This is a genomic window from Streptomyces sp. NPDC051064 (assembly GCF_044455985.1).
Taxonomy (GTDB): Bacteria; Actinomycetota; Actinomycetes; order Streptomycetales; family Streptomycetaceae; genus Streptomyces.
The window spans coordinates 16,048-34,790 of sequence record NZ_JBITFK010000020.1 but is presented as its reverse complement, the minus strand read 5'-3'; the positions used below and the strand labels follow the sequence as shown (position 1 = coordinate 34,790).

14 protein-coding genes and 2 pseudogenes are annotated in these 18,743 nt (G+C 69.6%); 7 read left to right on the top strand and 9 right to left on the bottom strand.

The window, feature by feature from the left end; all coding sequences use genetic code 11:
- The first annotated feature begins 1 nt into the window (after position 1).
- A complete protein-coding gene (locus ACIBCU_RS37885; protein WP_399237183.1) occupies positions 2-1,501 on the top strand; it encodes a helix-turn-helix domain-containing protein in 1,500 nt (499 codons plus the stop codon).
- 398 nt (positions 1,502-1,899) lie between these two features.
- On the opposite strand, the gene ACIBCU_RS37880 is transcribed toward ACIBCU_RS37885, so the two are convergent.
- Complete coding sequence (locus ACIBCU_RS37880; protein ID WP_399237181.1) at positions 1,900-2,073, bottom strand: hypothetical protein; 174 nt, start codon at positions 2,071-2,073, stop codon at positions 1,900-1,902.
- Between the two features lie 697 nt (positions 2,074-2,770).
- On the opposite strand from ACIBCU_RS37880, the gene ACIBCU_RS37875 reads away from it, so the two are divergent.
- A complete protein-coding gene (locus ACIBCU_RS37875; protein ID WP_399237179.1) occupies positions 2,771-3,676 on the top strand; it encodes a hypothetical protein in 906 nt (301 codons plus the stop codon).
- 237 nt (positions 3,677-3,913) lie between these two features.
- Here the strand turns inward: ACIBCU_RS37875 and ACIBCU_RS37870 are convergent, their stop codons facing one another.
- Both ACIBCU_RS37870 and ACIBCU_RS37865 read right to left on the bottom strand, forming a co-directional pair.
- On the bottom strand, positions 3,914-4,489 hold the full coding sequence (locus ACIBCU_RS37870) for a transcriptional regulator (protein WP_399237177.1): 576 nt from the start codon (positions 4,487-4,489) through the stop codon (positions 3,914-3,916).
- Positions 4,489-6,072, bottom strand: coding sequence for a helix-turn-helix domain-containing protein (locus ACIBCU_RS37865; protein ID WP_399237175.1), 1,584 nt, complete (start codon positions 6,070-6,072; stop codon positions 4,489-4,491). The genes ACIBCU_RS37870 and ACIBCU_RS37865 overlap by 1 nt, the downstream gene beginning before the upstream one ends.
- A gap of 961 nt (positions 6,073-7,033) precedes the next feature.
- On the opposite strand from ACIBCU_RS37865, the gene ACIBCU_RS37860 reads away from it, so the two are divergent.
- From ACIBCU_RS37860 to tpg, 3 genes are all read left to right on the top strand, one after another.
- Positions 7,034-7,273 carry a hypothetical protein gene (locus ACIBCU_RS37860; RefSeq protein ID WP_399237173.1) on the top strand — a complete coding sequence of 80 codons (240 nt, stop codon included), beginning with the start codon at positions 7,034-7,036 and terminating at the stop codon, positions 7,271-7,273.
- A gap of 25 nt (positions 7,274-7,298) precedes the next feature.
- Positions 7,299-8,774 (top strand): helix-turn-helix domain-containing protein, encoded by a 1,476-nt coding sequence (locus ACIBCU_RS37855; RefSeq protein WP_399237171.1) that lies wholly within the window; start codon positions 7,299-7,301, stop codon positions 8,772-8,774.
- A gap of 1,179 nt (positions 8,775-9,953) precedes the next feature.
- Complete coding sequence (gene tpg, locus ACIBCU_RS37850; protein ID WP_399237169.1) at positions 9,954-10,535, top strand: telomere-protecting terminal protein Tpg; 582 nt, start codon at positions 9,954-9,956, stop codon at positions 10,533-10,535.
- Between the two features lie 48 nt (positions 10,536-10,583).
- Here the strand turns inward: tpg and ACIBCU_RS37845 are convergent, their stop codons facing one another.
- From ACIBCU_RS37845 to ACIBCU_RS37825, 5 genes are read right to left on the bottom strand one after another with little or no spacing between them, the layout of a single operon-like run.
- Positions 10,584-10,784 carry a hypothetical protein gene (locus tag ACIBCU_RS37845; protein WP_399237167.1) on the bottom strand — a complete coding sequence of 67 codons (201 nt, stop codon included), beginning with the start codon at positions 10,782-10,784 and terminating at the stop codon, positions 10,584-10,586.
- Positions 10,748-11,692, bottom strand: coding sequence for a hypothetical protein (locus tag ACIBCU_RS37840; RefSeq protein ID WP_399237165.1), 945 nt, complete (start codon positions 11,690-11,692; stop codon positions 10,748-10,750). The genes ACIBCU_RS37845 and ACIBCU_RS37840 overlap by 37 nt, the downstream gene beginning before the upstream one ends.
- Entirely contained in the window at positions 11,689-12,438 is a 750-nt protein-coding gene (locus ACIBCU_RS37835; RefSeq protein ID WP_399237163.1) for an AAA family ATPase, read from the bottom strand. Before ACIBCU_RS37835 ends, ACIBCU_RS37840 begins: the two co-directional genes overlap by 4 nt.
- Positions 12,438-13,334 (bottom strand): Mu transposase C-terminal domain-containing protein, encoded by an 897-nt coding sequence (locus ACIBCU_RS37830; protein WP_399237161.1) that lies wholly within the window; start codon positions 13,332-13,334, stop codon positions 12,438-12,440. The genes ACIBCU_RS37835 and ACIBCU_RS37830 overlap by 1 nt, the downstream gene beginning before the upstream one ends.
- 17 nt (positions 13,335-13,351) lie before the next feature.
- Positions 13,352-13,513 carry a hypothetical protein gene (locus ACIBCU_RS37825; RefSeq protein WP_399237159.1) on the bottom strand — a complete coding sequence of 54 codons (162 nt, stop codon included), beginning with the start codon at positions 13,511-13,513 and terminating at the stop codon, positions 13,352-13,354.
- Positions 13,514-14,246: 733 nt separating this feature from the next.
- Between ACIBCU_RS37825 and ACIBCU_RS37820 the strand changes: the two are divergent.
- Positions 14,247-15,974: pseudogene (locus tag ACIBCU_RS37820) on the top strand (Helicase associated domain protein); the annotation flags it as partial.
- A gap of 154 nt (positions 15,975-16,128) precedes the next feature.
- Here ACIBCU_RS37820 and ACIBCU_RS37815 read toward each other — a convergent pair.
- Positions 16,129-16,875 carry a DUF1963 domain-containing protein gene (locus ACIBCU_RS37815; protein WP_399237157.1) on the bottom strand — a complete coding sequence of 249 codons (747 nt, stop codon included), beginning with the start codon at positions 16,873-16,875 and terminating at the stop codon, positions 16,129-16,131.
- Positions 16,876-17,557: 682 nt separating this feature from the next.
- Here ACIBCU_RS37815 and ACIBCU_RS37810 point away from each other — a divergent pair.
- A pseudogene (locus tag ACIBCU_RS37810) lies at positions 17,558-18,737 on the top strand (helicase associated domain-containing protein); the annotation flags it as partial.
- Positions 18,738-18,743: the final 6 nt, after the last annotated feature.

Genomic DNA, 18,743 nt, shown 5'->3' with positions numbered 1-18,743 from the left:
GATGGCGCGCCGCGAGAATCCGGTACCCCCATGCAGCCGGTCGCTGCTGGCTTTGGTGACCTGGCTGCGCAGTGGCAGGGATGCTGCCGCTGTGACTTACGAGCAGCTCTCCGCTCGTACCGAGTACAGCGCGGACACTCTCGCGCGCGCCGCTTCGGGGCGCAGTGTGCCGCAGAACTTGACCGTGGTCCTCGCCTACGCCGCGGCCTGCGGTCTCAGCACGAAGGATGCCGAGCGGTTGTGGAAGCACGCCCGGCGCGACGAGGCCCGCACGCAGGGCGTGTTCAGCGGCCACCGGTCCGGCGTGCACATCAGCGTCGTCAAGGACTTCGCCGATCTGCACGCGGCGATCGTCGACCTCCACCACGACGACGGCAGGCCGCCCCTGCGCTCCCTGGACGCCCGCCTGGGGGGTGTGGGGCGGCTGCCGCACAGCACGGTCGGACGGGTCCTCAAGGGCAGCTCCACGCCCAGCCGCACGTTCGTGGCGGCCTTCGCCGAGGCATGCAACGTCCGCAGGAGCGAGCTGCCCGAGTGGACGAAGGCCTGGGACCGGGCGGACGCCGACCGGCGCAGCAGCCGGCTGCGCTCACGCCGGCGCCCGACCGCGCAGCAGCTGCTGACCGTCCACGACCGTGTCACTCCCAGAGACCTGCAGCTGCTGATGAGTGAACTGGAGTCCACCGCGCGCAAGGAGCCCGCTCTCAAGATCCTGGTCCACGTGCCCGACCCGTCCACCGCCGACGAGGACGCCGCCGCGCGGATGAGCCGCGAACTCCTCATCGACCAGGCGCAGCGCCGCGGGGAACTCGCCTGCCCCCAGTGCCGCCGGCCCTCGTTCGGATACGACGACGGACAGGGCTGGGTACCGCAACTGTGCTCAAGCTGCGCCCCCACGGCCCCCGCGCCCGGGCAGCACGGTGCCGCTTCGTCGGACACCCGCACCGGTGCTCCCCCGCTGGAGCCGGACCCGCCCGCCACTAGTCCCCCGCCCGTCCCCGCAGCGGACACCCCCACCTTGTCTCTGCGGGTACCCGGCCTCGACCCACGGCCTCCTCTGCCAAGGCGGGCCTCCGGGGCGTGGCCCCGTCCCGCAGCGCCGCCATCCGCACCACCGCTGAACGGCGACTGGATGGCGCCGCGGGGCGAACCGGCAGCGCCCCACCCGCGCGCGCCTGCCCTGACCCTTACCTTCACCAAACGGCCTCCCCCGATGCCTTCCCTTCCGCCAGAGGTCTGCACGATGGGGGCCGACTGCCCCGTGCACGCCGAAGGCCATCAGCCGGACAGCCAAGCCGCCCGGACGGAAACGACCCTGACCACTCGAATCCACATCAACATCCCCGGATCTAGGCCCATCCCGCCCGTGGTCATGCGCACACCCATCCAGCCTGCGCCAGGCGGGCCCACTCCCAGCGCATCACCACAGGTCAACCCGCCTGACACGACCAGTCCGAAGGGGCACGAATCCCGCAGCACGGCCGCGCACGACGACAGCTGACTCTGCCGCGCTGTGCATCGGTGACGTCCCGCCCGTCGGGGACGGGCATGGCCGACGGGCGATGTCCGTTGCCAGGATCTGAATCCTTGTATCCGCTGCCGTGACGGTTGCCGCACCCAGGTAGGTCCCGGCCGCGCCGTGAGCTCCGGGTCGATGGTCGGCGCGGCCGGGCCGTCCTGCGCGCACGTGCCCACGAGAGCGGTTCTCTCGTGGGCACGTGCGCATGCGTTTCACGAACGAGGCTCGGACGAGTCATGGGCCTCGAGGAGAGGCCTGTTCCGCCTGTCTCCCTTGCCATTGGGGTCCAGGGTGGCTACCAGGGACCCGGTCCTGAGGCCGCTTGCCATACGGACTCGATGTCGTGAGCAGGAGCAGGAGGGTGGCCTCCCTGGGCGCGGTCACGGCTTCCGGCGGAGCAGGGCGGCCACGAGACCGGGGAGCGCCCGGAGCACCGAGACGACGTCGCCACGGTGGGCGCGACAGATGGCGACGATGCAGACCAGCGTGGCGCAGAGCAGGGCAACAATGAGCGCGATCGGTACGGCGGTAGCTAGCAGAGCGAGGTAGTCCACGGGCATTCTCCTGGGGTTGAGGACGTGCGGGGGTAGGGCAGTGACGGTGCGGGAGGAAAGTCCGCCTACCCGGTCGACGGGTCAGGGCGGAGCAACCGGTTGCTCCGCCCTCTGGTGATCAGGCTGGTGGGCATACAGCAGCGCCCCGCACCCCGGAGGGCCCCGGAAAGGCGGAGCGGGTGCTGGACAGCGCGACGGCTCCAGACGGGTGAAGGCTTGTCTGGAGCCGTTCGAAGAGGGGCTATTGGTGGACGTGGCCCACACTTCAGCGATGCACGACGGAGGCCCAGGCAATTGCCCGGGCCTCCGTACGGATCATGTGGCAGGAAGGAACGAGGATCACGATCTCGTCTGCCCTCACCCTGCGCCCGGCGATCGAAACCGTTCTCCATGGGACAACGATCGCGGTCTACCACCTGGTCCTGGGCGAGCCCCTGAAGCTGCAGAGGTGAGGGGAACAACCTCTCCCTGACGCCTCTCGGCTCGTCCTGAGATGAGTAGAGCACGGCACGCGATCTGTTGCCAAGTCCCTTATTGTTTGCACCCAGTTGATGCCCTACCCTAGCGCCGGTCGAACACGTATCCAGCCCGGTTTACTACCTACGCTAGCGCCGGGGCGGTTCTACTCCAGAACCCGGCACTACAGTACTCAATTAACTAACTAATTCTCCTACTAACTATGACTGCGGGTGACCCGATGCAAGCACCGGAAGTTCCGCCCGCCAGGTCGGCGGGCCGGACGCTGGCGGCGCCCAGCGCCCAGGCGTTGAGGATGGCCGAGAACGCCGGGCGAAGTGGGCGACGACGGGCGCAGGTTCGCTACAGCTTCGTTGAACGCGTCTCACTCGAGGACGAGGCCCCGCCCCTGGCCCGGATGCTCCGGGGCGGCGGCCGCGGCGGCCAGGTACGGCTCAAGCTCTACCTCAGCTACCTCTGGGTTCAACGCGACGACCAGGCTCGCGAACTGTCCATCAGGAACGGGGCCTGGGCCACCCTGTTCGACCTGAAGGACCCCCAGACCGCAGGTGCGAGGCGCATCAGTGACGCCCAGGCGTGGCTGGAGGAAAACAACTTCATCAGCCTCGCCAGGACAGGCCGCCAGAACCTGGTGACCGTGCTGTCCGAGACCGGGAACGGCGACCCGTGGATCGCGCCCGGAGCCGCCGCGAAGAAGGAGAAAGAGGAAGGCCTCCTCGGTCTGGGAGCCGTCGTCCACCGGTACCTGCAGATCCCGCAGACGTTCTGGACCCGCGGCCACATCGCGGTCCTCTCCGGGGCCGGCATCGCCATGTTCCTCGCCCTCCTGGCCGAGAACGGAGGACTGCAGGAGAGGGCGCTGTGGTTCAGCCCGCGAGAGGCAGACACCCGGTTCGCGCTCAGCGAGGACACACGGAGCAAAGGACTGCGGGAACTGGCGGCGGCCGGGCTGATCACCACGAAGCGACGGCCCGTGAACGAAACGGACTTCGAGGCAGACGCACTCCACATGCGTAACGTGCACTACCTCCATCTCGACCGCCTCAACGAGACGGCCGAGATCAAGGCGCGCCGCGTCATCCGCGTGACGAGGAAGAAGACCGCAGAAAGCATCGAGGAGAGCTGAGCGGTAGGCCCGTGACCGCACTGGACACGACAGCACTCCAACCGGTAGAGCAAGGTCCCGCCCGATCCGCGTCAGCCGACTCAGGATCCGCTGTACGCCCGCTGAGCGCCGAACTCGTGGTCGTCGCCTTCCAACTCAACCCCATTGGACAGGCGGTTCAAGGGCGATCCGCCATCGGCCCAAACGGATGAAGCGGAACAGCAGCCCTGAGGCGTAGCGGTGGGACCGTTTCGGTGCTCAAGCGGCCCAGCCGATGGAGGAGACGTTGCTGTACGCGTCGTACTCGGAGCCGATGTCTTCGATGATCTGATCCCAGATCGCGTCGAGCCCGGCCAGGTCCTCCTCGAGCCAGGCATCGACTGCGCGGTCCCACACGCCGCGGACGTTGATGCTGCGGCTGGCCACGTCGCGCTGGTGCCTGCGCTCGACCCCGGACTGATCGACCGGGTTGATCTCCACCCTGGTGCCACGGCCCTCGTTGTTGAGGCGGTGCTTGAGGTCGGTGGCGACATTGCGGCGCCGCAGATCCCAGTACGCCGCGTCCAGCCGGGTCCGGTTCGCCTTGTTCGGGGTGCGCTCCTCCGCGAGCCAGGCCATCAGGGTGCGCGGGGAGACGTGGATGCCGGCGCGGTCCATGGCCTCGTATCCGGCATCGGTCTTGGTGAGGTAGCGCAGGCGAGCGGAAAGCCCGCGGTCGCTGTCCACGGGGGAGGCGATGCCGGTGACCATGTTCTCGATCGCCGCACCCAACGCGTCGGCGCCCGGGACCCCGTGGGCGTTGAACATGCCGAGGTCCATCCAACGACCCGCCATCAGCTGGCCACCTTGCCGACGGTGTACTCGCCGGACGCCTTGGCGTCACCGTGCTTGATCTTCATCTGTGCGACACCGCGGCCCTCGGGAAAGACCGTGCGCCAGTCGCCCGTCAGGTGGAGCTCGTCGGTGCCCGCCATGCTGATGATCTCCAGCCCGGCCTGGTGGGCCTTGTAGGCCTTGCCCCACAGGTTCGCGTACGCCTGGGAGTGGATGATGTGCATCCAGTCCGGGCGCACCATCTCCCGGTTGTGGATCGACTCGCCCATCGTCGAGATGAACTTCGAGTACATCGCCTTGATGTACTCCAAGGTCAGGGTGTCGTCCTGGTCGATGGAGGTCTCCCGGGCGGCGGACAGTGTCTTGCGCAGGGCATCGAGGAAGTTCTCCGTCGCACCGGACGTCCACGACTCATGGACCACCGGGGCCTCTGCCAGCCCGTACTTCGGACCGGCCAGGCGCTGCAGGAGGCGCAGGGTGGCGTTGGTGACCCACAGGGCGCCGGGCTCGTCGCGGTCGCCGATCGGGTCCGGCAGATGCGGGTGCAACCAGGGGGCGGGAGTGATCAGGTGCACCCCGGACCGCTTCGGTTCGACACCGTCCATGCCGGTGCTGTGCTCCAGCTTCCCGATCGGCAGCCAGCACTTGAGAGCCGACAGATAGGCGGCGTTCACGTCAAGGGCGGTGACCTTGACGTCGCCGGGGGCCTTCAGGGAGTAGCCGGGGTGATGGAAGCGGGGCCTCGCCTCCCAGATCTGGTCCGGGTCCTTCTTCGAGGGCTTCTTCAGGATGTCCGGCAGTGCCGGGTAGGCGGTGTAGTCGTAGCGGGCGGTGGCCCTGGTCTCGTTGAACAGGTGCATCACGTCAGGGATCGCACGCTTGATCAGAGCCTTCAGCGCGACGTCCATGTCGCCGCCGGCGCGCTCGAGCTCCGCGTGGACCGCGCGGCTGATGAGGCCTCTGGTGTCCTCCTGGGCGCGGGCGGCACCGCGAGCACGGCGCTCCGGGCGCGCCGCCATGGGCACCGGGGCCGGCGCAACGGGAGCAGGAGCGGGAGCGGGAGCGGGAGCAGCCGGCGGTGCGGGTGCCGGCGAGGTCACGGCGGCCGGGCCGGAGGGCTGGCACAGGGCCCCGGAGTGCAGGGGGCGCCCGTCGGTCGACTGGTAGGTGGTGGTGACACCACAGCGGATACAAGGACCCGGATCACCCTGGACGGCGCGCCCGTCCGGGCCGCGCAGCGTCTCGTGGACGGGCGTGAACACGGCCGGCGGTAGGGCGGGTTCCTGAGCCTTGGGCCCGGAGGTGGGGTGCGGGGCGCTGGGGGTGGGCGCGGGGGTGGCCGGGTAGATCTCGGCGAGGCCCTTCAGCAGGCGCAGGTACTGCAGGCGCCCGGGCGGGGCCGGCTCGGAGACGCCGGTCTCCCAGTTCGCGACGGTGGAGCGCCCGACACCCACCGCCTCGGCGACCTGGGCGCGGGACAGGCTGGCCGCCTCCCGCAGCCGCTGCCGCTCGGCCGGCAGCGGAATCGAGGCGGTCAGCCGGGCTTCCTCGAGGAGCGCTTCCACACCGTTCACTTCACCCATACCGCGACTCTACAAGATTTGGACGGCAGTTGAGCTTAGTTTGGTCGCCTGCTGGAAGGGTTGTTGGGTGTCGGGTAGCTCTGGCTCCGCTCCCCCGCCCCCGCAGCGGGTCTCTTCGGGGGCCTTGGTGAGCAGCGGGTGCCGGGGGGCTGGTGCGGTGACGCGTGCACCAGCGTTCCGCACGTCTGCGCCGAGGCGGCGGGCCGGGGCGGGAAGATGCTCGCGGAGCGCGCTCAGTCAGGCCCGGCCACTGGACTGCGCCAGCCCTCGCTGCTGCTCCCCGGGACGGCACCCCACTACACCCGGGGAGCCACAGCTTCGCCCGCGCGGCGGACACACCGCACACCCCTCCCTGGACCGCCTGCCGTGGCGAGGACCCGAGACACTCACCACGGCAGGCCACCACGCCCCCGGCACGCGTCGGTCAGAGCACCCTTGGCATCATCGACGGTGACGTACCGGCGATCACTCCTCGCCGGTACGGCCCTTAACTTCCTGCGGCGGCCCAGGACTACATCTGACTGGGCGCCTGGAATCCGCCCAGTCTCCTTGCCGGCAACACCAGCTGATGGAGAGTCCGCGCCCGGACATGCAGCCGGTCGAGCCGCTCCACGAGTTCGCCGGCCACGCGTAACCCAGCGTCCGATGAGCTATCGAGTCCACCGCCCAGAGGAAAATCTGCGGGCTTCTCCACGCGGAAGAGACCACCCTGGAAGGCAGAAAGGAAAGCAACAGGGCCGGTCAGCCAAAGAATCCCTCGCCAAAGGCCGCAAGTACGCCCACTCTGCCAGGTATTCAGCCAGGAATGCGCCTTTCGCGGGGCGATGCCGCCCACTTGAGCACCGACTGGTCGTATGTGCGACCCGGTAGTCTCTATCTCACTCTCTTCCGATCAACGGTCGGTGGGCGACGTACGGGCCACACCGGCTCGGATTCACCCAAGGAAGGGAGCATGATTCGGATGGCCGAATCCGATTGGTCGAAGGAACGGGACGATGAGGTTCCGGTTTCGCGGGACCGGGTTGATTCCCCGGCCACGGCGGACCAGAGCGTCGTCGCTTTCGATACCGGCGGCCTTGAGGAACCGGATCACGGTGTCACGTCGTGGCTGACGTGGATCAAGCTGGGAGCGGAAACGGTCCTTGCGATCGTGACGATCGCCAGCGTGGTCTACGGAATGCTCCACGGCAACGGCGGATGAGGATCGCAACCTCACCCGCCGCCTGATGCCGAAGCCGGCTGGGGCCCGCGTTCTAGATTCCACTCAGGGACGCGGGTCCCTCTATCTTCGACCTGCTCATGGACACCCGGCGAACCGGGTAGCTACCTGCCAGCATCGCGCCGACCTCTTAAAGCCTGCGTTCTGCAACACAACCAGCGAAACACATTTTGACCCTAAGCGGTACCACGGGCGAGCAGTGAACAGGGAAAACACCGCTTGTAGCTCATCCGAGTGGATCGCTAGACACGCAGTTGCCCCTAGACGGTACCTTGTTGTGCGATGGAACGACCCGAGGGGAGAGACCTCAGTGGCACGGGGGACCGCCAAGTTCGCTCCCAGCATCCTGCGCAAGCTACGCGAGAGTAGGGAAGTTGAAGGGCGTCTCCTCAGCGCCGCCGAACTTGCCCGCCTGCTCAAGACATCAAAGGCCCGAGTTCTCGCCTACGAGCAAGGGACGTCCACGCCCGAACCAGGACGCGTTGTCCAGATGGCGCGGATTTTCGCTGTTCCTCCCCGCGAGCTCTATCAAGCAAGCGAAGGCGTACCCGACCAGATTCGCGACCTGCGCTGCTACGCAGGCCTGACCGCGGCCGAGCTTGCTGCACAGGTCGGAGTCAGCCGCACCACCTACCGCGACGTCGAACGCCTGGCGATACTGCCCGCTCGAGACGACGGGACTCTGCCCCTGAAGCTTTCCGAAGCGCTCGGGCTGCCACTGGGCATGATCCACCGAGCCCTGGACAACCACCCGGCTGCCGCAGAACGCCGCATCGCCATCGCGGAGCAGCTTTCCGAGCTCTTCCAGCGGGCAGATACGCCGCATCAGGCAGCACAGGTAAGCCCGGACGAGGAACCGCTCCTGAAGATCGCGGAACTCCTTCACCGCCCAGCGTCCGTGGTATGCCGCCTGGTCAACTACGACCTCACGCGCTATCGCGAACTTCTTCGGCGGCGCGCCGTTGCCCAGGTGAACCAGGCTTACGCGCAGACCCCACGAGCAGCCCAAAAGCTCACTAGGGAGATCGCAGACCTGACCAAAGACATAAGGGTCAGGCCATTTGCCGCGGCAGCCACCCAGCTCAGATTCCTCGCCGAAGCAATGACCAGCCAGCAATGGCGCACCTTGCTGTCGCTCATGTCCCCCCAGCCAGTCCTGTTCAGTCCCGACGTGTTTGAGGATCTGCACAGGCACGGGGTCTGGAACGGCTTGAAAGCCCGCCGCTACATCGTCCTGGAGAGCGCGCCTGAGGGGGTCACTGTTGGCATAACCCAGCTCGCATGGGATGCCTGCCTGTCCCAGCGCCGACACTACGAATGCCTCTACCCCCGGATAGTCGTCCCCCGGTCAATCGCCCGCCCCGGGCGAGCGGCTGACTGGCTGCACGGCGCGCGCCGGGGAGTATTGCCCCCTGTGACGGTGGGGACCATCGACCGCCTGCTGCCCCCAGGGAATATCGGGAAGAGCGCGCCGCCCAAGTAGGGCCTGGTCGACCGGGGCACACCAGGGGCATCGAGAGGTGAGCGCCGGAGGACACTCAGCACCGGGCGTTCCCGGCGGGTTCAGGACCCCACACCTACCGATTGGCTTACCTCGGCAATCAGACCTCTTCATGGTGCTGGGCAGTCGCAGTGACCATTAATGGATGGTGGAGGAGAGCACGAGTGCTGCGATCTGGTGTCATCCCCGCCGGGTGCCGACGCCTCGGAGTACAAGGATCGCAAGCACGATGGCCATCTCCCGGCGCGCCCCCGCAAAGCGACCGGGAACGGCCCTTCTCCACCCCTGCACACGTAAAAGCAGTCGCCACTGACAACACGTCACCAGAAGATCGCTTCCGGCCACACGGCCTGAAGAGACTCATAGAGGGTCCAGCCCGGCCGGCGGGCGGTGCGGCGCACGCGCGGAAAAGCCCCGGCTGGTCGGGGGAGGCCAGCCGGGGCCGATAGGGGGTGCGGGTGCGGAGGGCGGTCGCCTCTCGGCGGAGGGCTCCATGGGGCTTCAGCCGAACGATCTTCCCCATGGGCTATAGGTGAGGCCCGGGGACACTGTCCCCTCCGTACCCACGACCAGTTGAACCGACAACAGCCCGGTGTTGTTCCAGGCCTTGCCGCTACCGTCCGGTGATCCGAACCACAGAACCCCTGCAGCCGTCCCTGAGCGCATCGAGGAGCGGGGCGTTCCGCTCGAATGCGGGACGGGAGGGGGATCAGCGGTCCAGGGCCGGGACGCTGACACCTGAATGGATCGAACGACTCTTGTCATCGTGATGCGATGCGGTGGACGTAGCGCCGGGCCCTACGCAGTTCGGCGATGTGCGGCCCTGGGGTCCTGTGTCGGCCCTGGATGCGCTTAGGCGATGCGGCCCCGTCCCCGCCTCTCCCATGCCACGACCGCACACCATGCGCCTGCGGCAGCCGACTGAGGACTGCCCTCACCACCGGCAGGAGGCCTCACGCACAGACATGCGTCACACGGGCTCGAGCCTCAAGACGCATGAGCCACCCAGGTCAGGACGCCGCGACCCGGCCGTGCCGCATGTGGTCCGGAGGGCGCCCGCGACGCTCTACCGCATTCAGGCCGCCGCGTCCCGGATACCCCGATTGCTGCCGCCCGTGCCCGCGGGGTGTGGGGTCATGGACCGGCAGGAATTCAAAGAAGGTGCGGCGTCGAAAGGTCCAGGTCGTGGAGGAGATAAGCCAGGGGCTGGAGCGGCTCCTGCACACGCAGCCGCTTCCCCCGACGACACTGAGCCGGCTCAGGACACTGCTTCGCTGGGAGAACGGCTCGACCCGGCGGGTGGCCGCCCTCCTGGACGTCTCACAGCGGACCGTGCAGCGCTGGGTGACCCGCAACCCGGCACGCCGCACCCACCCCGGCAACCGTCACCAGGAGGCGATCGCGGGCCTCGTGCGGGCCCGGTGGCAGCCCCGGATCCGCGCGCGCCGCCGGGCCCAGGCGGAGGAGCACGGGGTGATCGTCCACACCCAGGCCCGTTTCGGGTTCCGCGCCGGTGCGGGCACCTCGGACGACCCCCGCCTGCGGCTCCTGACCGTGCACCTGGCCGGGGCGGTGACACGGGAGATGTTCGCCGCCCTGGACGCCGGCGCCGGCGAGGAGCGCCACCTCCTGGTCCTCTCCCGCGCGTTGTCACACGCCTACTTCCGCGACAGCGGGCAGCGCGCCCACCACCTGCACGTCGTCCTGGAGGACATCGACTTCATCGACTTCGCCCTCCCCTGACCGGGACTCTCCCCCGCCCCCTGGCCAGCGCACGGCCCTCCCCTGGCCCTACCCGTGCGCCTGGTGCGTCTCGCGCCAGTCCCACACCACCGCCGAGCGCCTGGTGGCACGTGCGGGCAGCGGCGGCTGGGGCGGGCGCAGCCGGGCGCTCTCGGCCAGGCGCAGCAGGGCGGGTCTGTGCCCGGGGGCGGCCAGCAGGTGCGGGGTCTGGGTCAGGTGGGCGTAGCGGGTGGCCGCGCGCAGGAACACGGTGGCCAGGGCGGGACGGGGTGGGTGGCGCAGCCGTCGGTGAAGCGGGTGCGGTCGTGCAGGGCGAGCGTGGCCCAGGTCTCCTGGAAGTCGCCGGGGCGGGCGGTGGTCAGCTGCTGGAAGGAGGCGCCGGTGAACAAGGCGGTGGCCAGGGCCGCGGCCAGTAGCGGGTGCGCGGTCGCCCCGTGGATACGCCGGGCGGCCTGGGCGGCCTGGGCGGGAGTGAGCGGCACGGGGGCGGGCCGCTGCCGGAAGCGGATGGGGCCTGGTGTGCAGGGGCCTGGGCACGGGCCCGGGCTGTCGAAGGAGACGAGCCGGTCCAGACAGGGCAGAGTCATCCAGCGCTCCGGCGTGGGGCTGGGCACCCCTGCGGCCCCCGGCACCACCACGGCCCCGGGTGCGGTCCCGGGTGCGGCCGGGGTGGGGGGTGGGGGGCCGCCGTAGTAGAGGGCGCGGGCCTCGGCCAGGGTGGTGGTCACGGTGTGCGGCCGGCGGGCCAGAGCGCGGTGCAGGGCGGCTGTGGGGCGGGGGCGGTGGACGACCAGCGTCAGATGGACACCGGTGCCGTGCCACAGCCCGAGAAGGGCCCCCAGGCGGGCCTCGCCCAGACGGTGGGCGCGCAGCACCGTCAGACGGGTTACGGGCAGCGCATCAATCCAGGCGGCCGCGGCCTCCCAGACCGGCTGGCGGCCCGCGGGGAAACGGCCCGGAAGCTGCGCAGGCTTGCCCAGAGCGGCCAGCAGGTCGTGCCCCAGAGCGCTCGCACCGCTCGTGCCCGGCCCCGGATGCAGAGTGACCCGGCCCGCGGCCAGATCATGGGTAGCCAGCGCACAGTGGGTATGCGCGGCGTCATCGCCGGCGTCCAGAACCACCGCCAGCCCGGACGGCGGCAGCCCGGCACCGCTCATGCCAGGCGGCTGAACGCCCACCGCAGCAGCTCCCGGTCCACCCGCGGACGCCCGCTGCGGGCCAGAGCCGTGCGCAGGTGGGCGGTCAGCTGCGCCCAGGCACGGAAGTTGCCGTGCGCGGCCCGCTCATCAGCGAAGACGAGATCGGCCGGATCGGCGCCCTCCCAGACCGGGTGGAACAGCGGAATCACCTCCAGAACCTCGGCAGGGGTCAGGCGGGAGAACTGCTGCCAGATGAAGACACGGGAGGACAGCATCGGCTCACGGCGCAGCACCGTGTGCGCGCCCGCACCCCCGACGAAGACGATCGCGAGCTGCGTCGCGGGCTCGTCCCACAGGTAGCGGAAGTACTCGAACGCCTCCCCGTTCAGCCACTGCGCCTCATCCACCAAAAACGTACGGGGCCGCTCGGCCAGCGCGGTCTTCAGCAGGCGGTCGAACTCACTGGGATGACGCGGCGGCTCACCGGCCAGATCGAGCGCGGTGAACAGCTCGTAACGCACGGCACGGGCCGTCGGGCGCGCCCGGAAAGTGACCCGGCGGACCTCCTCACCCTCAACCTCCTCCAGTTCACGCAGACACGTGTTGACGGCGAGGGTCTTGCCGTATCCGGCCCCGCCGTGGATGCACATCATCGCGCGGGCTGCGACGGTGTCGGCGATGTTCTCCCGAGCGGTCAGCAGCGCCCGGGTGGTGACCACACAGGCATCGGGCAGATCGACGTACTGGTAGCTGACCGCGGCCATCAGGCATCTCCGTCCTCGTCGTTGGCGGGATGCGCGGCCGGCCCGTCCCGCCCGTCCCGCCCGTCCGGGGCGTCCGGGGCGTCCGGGGCGTCCGGGGCGTCCGGGGCGTCCGGGGCGTCCGGGGCGTCCGGGGCAGGAACGGCATCACCGCCGCACGGGAGCGGTGCCGGTGACCCTGGTGTGGTCAGCGCGGCCAGGGAAGCAGGGGTGCGCCACCCGGCCGGCGGCGCGGCGGGCGGGATGAGGTCCGGCAGCGACATCTGCTCCAGGTCACTCTCGGTGGCCTGAGCGAGTTCGGTCCCAGCCTGTGCGGCGGTCAGCGCGCCGAGCCGCTGCGGGGCCCCGGCGCGGGTGGCGGCGGCGTAGCGCTCGCGCTGGGAAGCTTCCAGGTCCCTCTTCAGACGGCGGGCACGGGCGGCCCGCGTTCTTCGTACCGTGCTGATCTGCTCCTCGGTGGCCCGGTCCGCCAGGTCTGCCGGGCCGAGGTAGCGGCCGGTGGCCGCGTGGTAGACCTCGATGCGGTGGTCGTGATGAGGCATGAAACGGACCTGGACCCGGATCCCGGCCTGGCCGGTCATCCACGCTCCCACGTAATCACGTCTACGAAAACGGACACCACGGGTGGTCAGCGTGCGGGTACCGGCGTCTTCCAGGGTGAACGTCCACAGATCCGCGGCCGGCACCTCCCGCAGCGGGGTGGGGTCCTGCCTCCACGCCTCAAGCGGCGTCCTGCCCCGCAGCGGCGCTGGACGGTGCTCGGTGTTCCACCACAGCGTCCAATCCAGCAACCGGGAAGTGAAGTCCTCAAAACTGAGCAGCACTTCGTCTTTTGGGCGGGAGGGGCGTTTGCCGGGGCGCGGCTGGCGGGCGTAGCCGGGCAGCGCGGCCAGGAACATGCCCTCCACCGCCCGGTTCAGGCCCTCGACCGTGCCTCCCGCGACGGATACACCGGGGTGACGGCCACGCCGGTGATCGCATTGGTGGCGCAGTCGGTGAACCAGGTGATCCACGGCCTGCGGGCCCTGCCCTCGACGTCGATGAGCACCGGGGCCTGCACGTGGTCGGTCTCCCACACCTGATTACGCCAGCCCCGCGGCCTAGCCAGGAACACATCATGCTTACGCGCCGCCCGCTCCCCTCCCGCAAGCCCCGCCCGCTCCCCCGGCGTCAGATCACGGCGGATCGCCCGGTGCAGCGTCGGAACCGACGGAGGCGGCTCCCCCTCACCTCTGGCCGCGCGAGCGGCCAGCTCACGATGAACAGCAGCAACATTGCCCCTCCACAAAGCAAGCAGGGCCCGGACCTCCGCAGTGACCGTGAACCTCCCGCAATACCCGGACCGCTCCCCCGGCGCCGCAGCCGCGACCCCACCACGCTCCGCGGCAGCCACCCACCGCCACACCGCACGCTCCCGCACCCCCAACGCCTCCGCCATCGACCGCACATGCACGGTCCTGAGCTTCCCCTCCCGCCGCAGAGCCAGCAACCGGCGCACCACAGGCCCACGCAACGCCCGAACCGACACAGCCAGCACATCCCCACCCGAACCACCCACCCCCTCCGGGGCCGGCTCCTGCTCTCCCTGATCCACACCCCCGAGCACACCAGCACCCATCGGCCAGCGGATCAGAACTCACGAAACTGAGACAGCGTCACCCCACATGCAATAACGCCCCGAGACAGCAATGCCCCGCGGTTCTCTCACACCCAGGACAGTGGCCCCCCACCTCGAAACCGCTACCGACCAGCAACAACACACCCAGATCCCACTGCCTCTCACCCCACTGTCCCAAAACCGAGAGATCGCACACCAGAAAGTCGAGGAAGCAGCCGCGTTCGCGGAGAAACTGCCCGAGACCGCTGCCGAGCTGTACGTCAACGACGCCTCCGACGACGACCTGGCCGCTGCGGACAAGCTGCCGAAGTCCTCGATCGACGCGGAGTTCTACGAACTCGAGGCCGGCCGCCACGTCCCGCCGGACCGGGTGTGGTCGGCGTGGCTGTGCGGCGACCACCTCGTGTCCGAGCGGCGGGAGGTCCTGCGGCAGTTCGCCAACGGCATCGACGCGTCCGGGCGGAGGGTGCATCGCGCCTTCCTCGCCAGCGTTCGCGTGCTCGGGGAAGGCGTCGACATCACCGGCGAGCGGGGAGTCGAGGCCGTCTGTTTCGCCGACACCCGCGGCTCCCAGGTCGAGATCGTGCAGAACATCGGCCGCGCGCTCCGACTCAACAAGGACGGCAGCACAAAGATCGCGCGCATCATCGTGCCGGTCTTCCTGGAGCCCTACGAGGACCCGACCGACATGGTCGCCAGCGCCTCGTTCCGCCCCCTTGTAGCCGTCCTCCAGGGGCTGCGCAGTCATGATGAGCGCCTGGTCGAGCAGCTCGCCTCCCGGGCGCTCACGAGCGGGAAGCGCAAGGTCCACGTCCGGCGGGACGAGGACGGGCGGATCGTCGGGGCCGGCGGCGAGGGCCAGGAGCAGGACGACACGCAGGCAGCTGCCGAAACCGCCCTGCTCCACTTCTCCAGCCCGCGCGACGCGGCGACCATCGCGGCCTTCCTGCGCACCCGGGTCTACCGGCCCGAGTCGCTGGTGTGGCTGGAGGGTTACCAGGCCCTCATCCGCTGGCGAGCCGAGAACGAGATCACCGGCCTGTACGCCGTGCCCTACGACGTCGAGGTCGAAGTGGGAGTCACGAAGGATTTCCCGCTTGGCCGCTGGGTGCACCAGCAGCGGAAATCCCTGCGGGCCGGGGAGCTGGAGGAGCGGCGCAAAACCCTGCTGGACGCGCCGGAAGCCGGGATGGTCTGGGAGCCAGGCGAGGAAGCCTGGGAAAACAAGCTCGCCGCGCTCCGGTCCTACCGCCGGGCCACCGGACACCTCGCACCCCGGCAGGACGCCGTGTGGGGCGAAGGCGAGGCGATGGTGCCGGTCGGACAGCACATGGCCAACCTGCGCCGGAAGGACGGCCTGGGCAAGGACACGGATCGGGCGGCGGAGCGCGCGAAGCAGCTGACCGCGATCGACCCGGACTGGAACTGCCCATGGCCCCTGGACTGGCAGAGGCACTACCGCGTCCTCGCGGACCTGGTCGACGCCGACGGAGTCCTGCCAGCCATCGAACCGGGGGTGCTGTTCGAGGGCGACGACCTGGGCAAGTGGCTTCAGCGGCAGAAGAACCCGGGCCCCTGGGCGCAGCTGTCGATCGAGCAGCAGGAACGGCTGACCAAGCTGGGCATGCAGCCCTCTGAGGCTCCGTCTTCCGCCCCGGCGGCGGCGCGTGCGACGAAGGGGCCGAGCAAAGCGCAGGCGGCGTTCCAGCGGGGTCTTGCGGCCCTCACGCTGTGGGTGGAGCGGGAAGGCCCAGACCGGCCGGTGCCGCGCGGGCACAGCGAGACGATCACGGTCGACGGCGAGACGGAGAAGGTGATCGTGAAGCTGGGCGTATGGACATCGAACACCAAGTCGAGGCGCGACAAGCTCACGGCGGAGCAGCTGGACGCGCTGCGGAAGCTGGGCGTGGAGTGGGCGTAGCAACGCACGGACGGGCAGGCCAAAGGCCTCGACGCTGCGCGGGCCGCGGACCGGGAGCTGATCCGGGCACTCGGGCCGATCGCTCCAGGCGCGCAGGGGGTGGGGAGCCGGGCCGTGCGGTCGCGCGAAGGCGTGTCCCTCGCCCGAGGTGCCGTCAGCCGACCATGTCGTAGCACGCCCGGGCCCGGGCGAAGTGGCCGTCGGCCAGGTCATCCCGGCGAATCACCCAGTAGACGTGGCCCAGATCTCCTTCGACCAGGTCCCCGCCCGCGATCTCCGCGAGCAGCACCCAGTCGCCCGGGCCGAAACCAGGTTCGGTGATGGGATCGTTGTTCCAGACCCAGGGGTAGCCGCCGATCTGCACCGGTCCGCCACTCTGCATCTCGTCGCCGGTCTCCCACCACACATCGCCCAGCGCCTCGCCGTGAGGGAATTCCTCGGTGTCGTCAGCACGGTTGGGCAGCGAGGGATCGATACTCAGATACAGGTCCCGGGCCGGTTGGACCTGCGGCGGCCGCTCGCCGCCCGGACCGCGTTCGGAGACGGGCATGCCGGCCGGGACATAGACGAGCCGGGACCAATCGGTGTCGTCGCCCCACGGGTCCTCCGTGTCCGCGAAGAAGAGCAGCGTGCCGTCCTTCGGGAGCGGGAGCTCCGTCGCGCCCGGTGGGATGGCCGCGAGGTCGACCGATGCGAGGAACGACAGATTCGGAACGGGCTCGTCCTCGGGCATCGGCGGCAGCCCGCCGACCCGTCCGGCCACCGGTCCGTCGAGGGGTGTTTGACCAGAGCGGCCCAGCATCGCACAGGTGCGGACGGTGCCACTGAGCCACCGCTCAACCTCGTCCTCCGGTATGCCATGGCTGCGGGCTCCATCGCGGAAGGGCTCCATCGATCTCATCTTCGATCTCATTTCGCAGAATGTTTCCACCACTCGGCACACGCCACAGCGCATGAGGCCGCCAGGATCGGATCCGCGCTGTGGCGTTGGTGAAAGACTAGGTGCGCCCACCGACAGTTCTCGCCAAACTCCCAGCTGTGCACGGAAGAAAGCCCTGTCGGCCTGTGCCGTCCCTTCCGGACCGAGCGCCCTGATCTCGCGCCCGCCCCGAACGCCTTCCCCCAGTACGGCATCCTTGTCCACGCCGTCACCGCGCCGCGCACCAGCTGGCGCACCATGCGAGGCCCGGCCAACGAGACGCAGGCGCCCACGCCCGAACGCAATCCGGACCAGCCAGCCAACCGCACCCGGCAAGAGCGCGAGTAGACGCTAGATCGCCGTCTCCTCCCATAGACCGACCGGCATAGGCGCCCGGGGGCAGCAGAGCGGCCACGGCCCACGGAACTGCCATTTCGCCTGCTTGAACCCTCCGGTGCTCGCCGGTGTCCTGGCGACCGCGAGCCTTCTCGTGTGCGTCAGAACTCACAGAACTGAGACAGCATCACCCCTCACGCGATAACGCTCCACGACAGCAATGCTCTGCGGATCTCTCACCTTCAGTACAGCGACCCCACAGCCCCGAAACACACCACACCCAGCATCCCCCCGGTCTCTCACTCCACTGTCACCGAACCGAGAGATCGCACATGACGAACGACTCGTTGAGCAGCTAGCCTCCCGCGCACTCACCAGCGGCAAGCGCAAGGTCCACGTCAAGCGGGACGACGACGGCCGGATCGTCGGGGCCGGCGGCGAGGGTGAGGGCGAGGACCAGGAGGAGCAGGACGACACCCAAGCCGCGCTGCTGCACTTCTCCTCTCCCCGTGACGCGGCGACGATCGCGGCGTTCCTCCGGACGCGGGTGTACCGGCCGGAGTCGCTGGTGTGGCTGGAGGGCTACCAGGTCCTGCTGCGGTGGCGGAAGGAGAACGAGATCACCGGCGTCCACGCCGTTCCCTACGACGTCGAGGTCGAAGTCGGGGCGACCAAGGCGTTTCCGCTTGGCCGCTGGGTGCACCAGCAGCGGAAGGCACTGCGGGCGGGTGAGCTGGAGGAGCGGCGCAAGACCCTGCTGGACGCGCCGGAGGCCGGGATGGTCTGGGAGCCGGGCGAGGAAGCGTGGGAGAACAAGCTCGCCGCGCTGCGCTCGTACCGCCGGGCGACCGGCCACCTCGCGCCGCGTCAGGACGCGGTGTGGGGCGAGGGCGAGTCGATGGTGCCGGTCGGGCAGCACATGGCCAACCTCCGGCGGAAGGGCGGCCTCGGAAAGGACGCGGAGCGGGCCCGCCAGCGCGCGGCGCAGCTGACCGCGAGCGACCCGGACTGGGACTGCCCGTGGCCGCTGGACTGGCAGCGGCACTACCGCGTCCTGGCGGACCTGGTCGACGCCGACGGCGTCCTGCTCTACATCGCACCCGGCGTCGTCTTCGAGGGCGACGACGTGGGCAAATGGCTCCAGCGGCAGAAGCAGCCGAGCACCTGGGCACAGCTGTCGACCGAGCAGCAGCGGCTTTCGAAGCTGGGGGTGAAGCCCGTGCAGGCGCCGTCTCCAGCCCCGGCAGCCAGGGGCACGGCGAAGGGGCCCGAGCAAGGCGCAGCAGGCGTTCCAACGGGGCCTGGCAGCCCTCGCGCAGTGGGTGGGACGGGAAGGCGCTGACCGACCGGTGCCGCGCGGGCACAGCGAGACGATCACGGTCGACGGCGAGGCGGAGCCGGTGATCGTGAAGCTGGGCGTATGGCTCTCCAACACCAAAACCAGACGCGACCGACTCGACACCGAACAGCTGGAGGCGCTGCGGGAGCTCGGTATGCAGTGGGCGTGACACCGG

Bases quoted from the DNA above. Each gene is read 5' to 3' on its own strand.
- ACIBCU_RS37835 (WP_399237163.1), bottom strand. From the start codon at position 12,438: ATGGCCGCGGTCAGCTACCAGTACGTCGATCTGCCCGATGCCTGTGTG.
- ACIBCU_RS37830 (WP_399237161.1), bottom strand. From the start codon at position 13,334: ATGTTCCTGGCCGCGCTGCCCGGCTACGCCCGCCAGCCGCGCCCCGGC.
- ACIBCU_RS37840 (WP_399237165.1), bottom strand. From the start codon at position 11,692: ATGAGCGGTGCCGGGCTGCCGCCGTCCGGGCTGGCGGTGGTTCTGGAC.
- ACIBCU_RS37860 (WP_399237173.1), top strand. From the start codon at position 7,034: ATGGCCGAATCCGATTGGTCGAAGGAACGGGACGATGAGGTTCCGGTT.
- ACIBCU_RS37870 (WP_399237177.1), bottom strand. From the start codon at position 4,489: ATGGCGGGTCGTTGGATGGACCTCGGCATGTTCAACGCCCACGGGGTC.
- ACIBCU_RS37815 (WP_399237157.1), bottom strand. From the start codon at position 16,875: ATGAGATCGATGGAGCCCTTCCGCGATGGAGCCCGCAGCCATGGCATA.
- ACIBCU_RS37885 (WP_399237183.1), top strand. From the start codon at position 2: ATGGCGCGCCGCGAGAATCCGGTACCCCCATGCAGCCGGTCGCTGCTG.
- ACIBCU_RS37855 (WP_399237171.1), top strand. From the start codon at position 7,299: ATGCCGAAGCCGGCTGGGGCCCGCGTTCTAGATTCCACTCAGGGACGC.
- ACIBCU_RS37875 (WP_399237179.1), top strand. From the start codon at position 2,771: ATGCAAGCACCGGAAGTTCCGCCCGCCAGGTCGGCGGGCCGGACGCTG.
- ACIBCU_RS37865 (WP_399237175.1), bottom strand. From the start codon at position 6,072: ATGGGTGAAGTGAACGGTGTGGAAGCGCTCCTCGAGGAAGCCCGGCTG.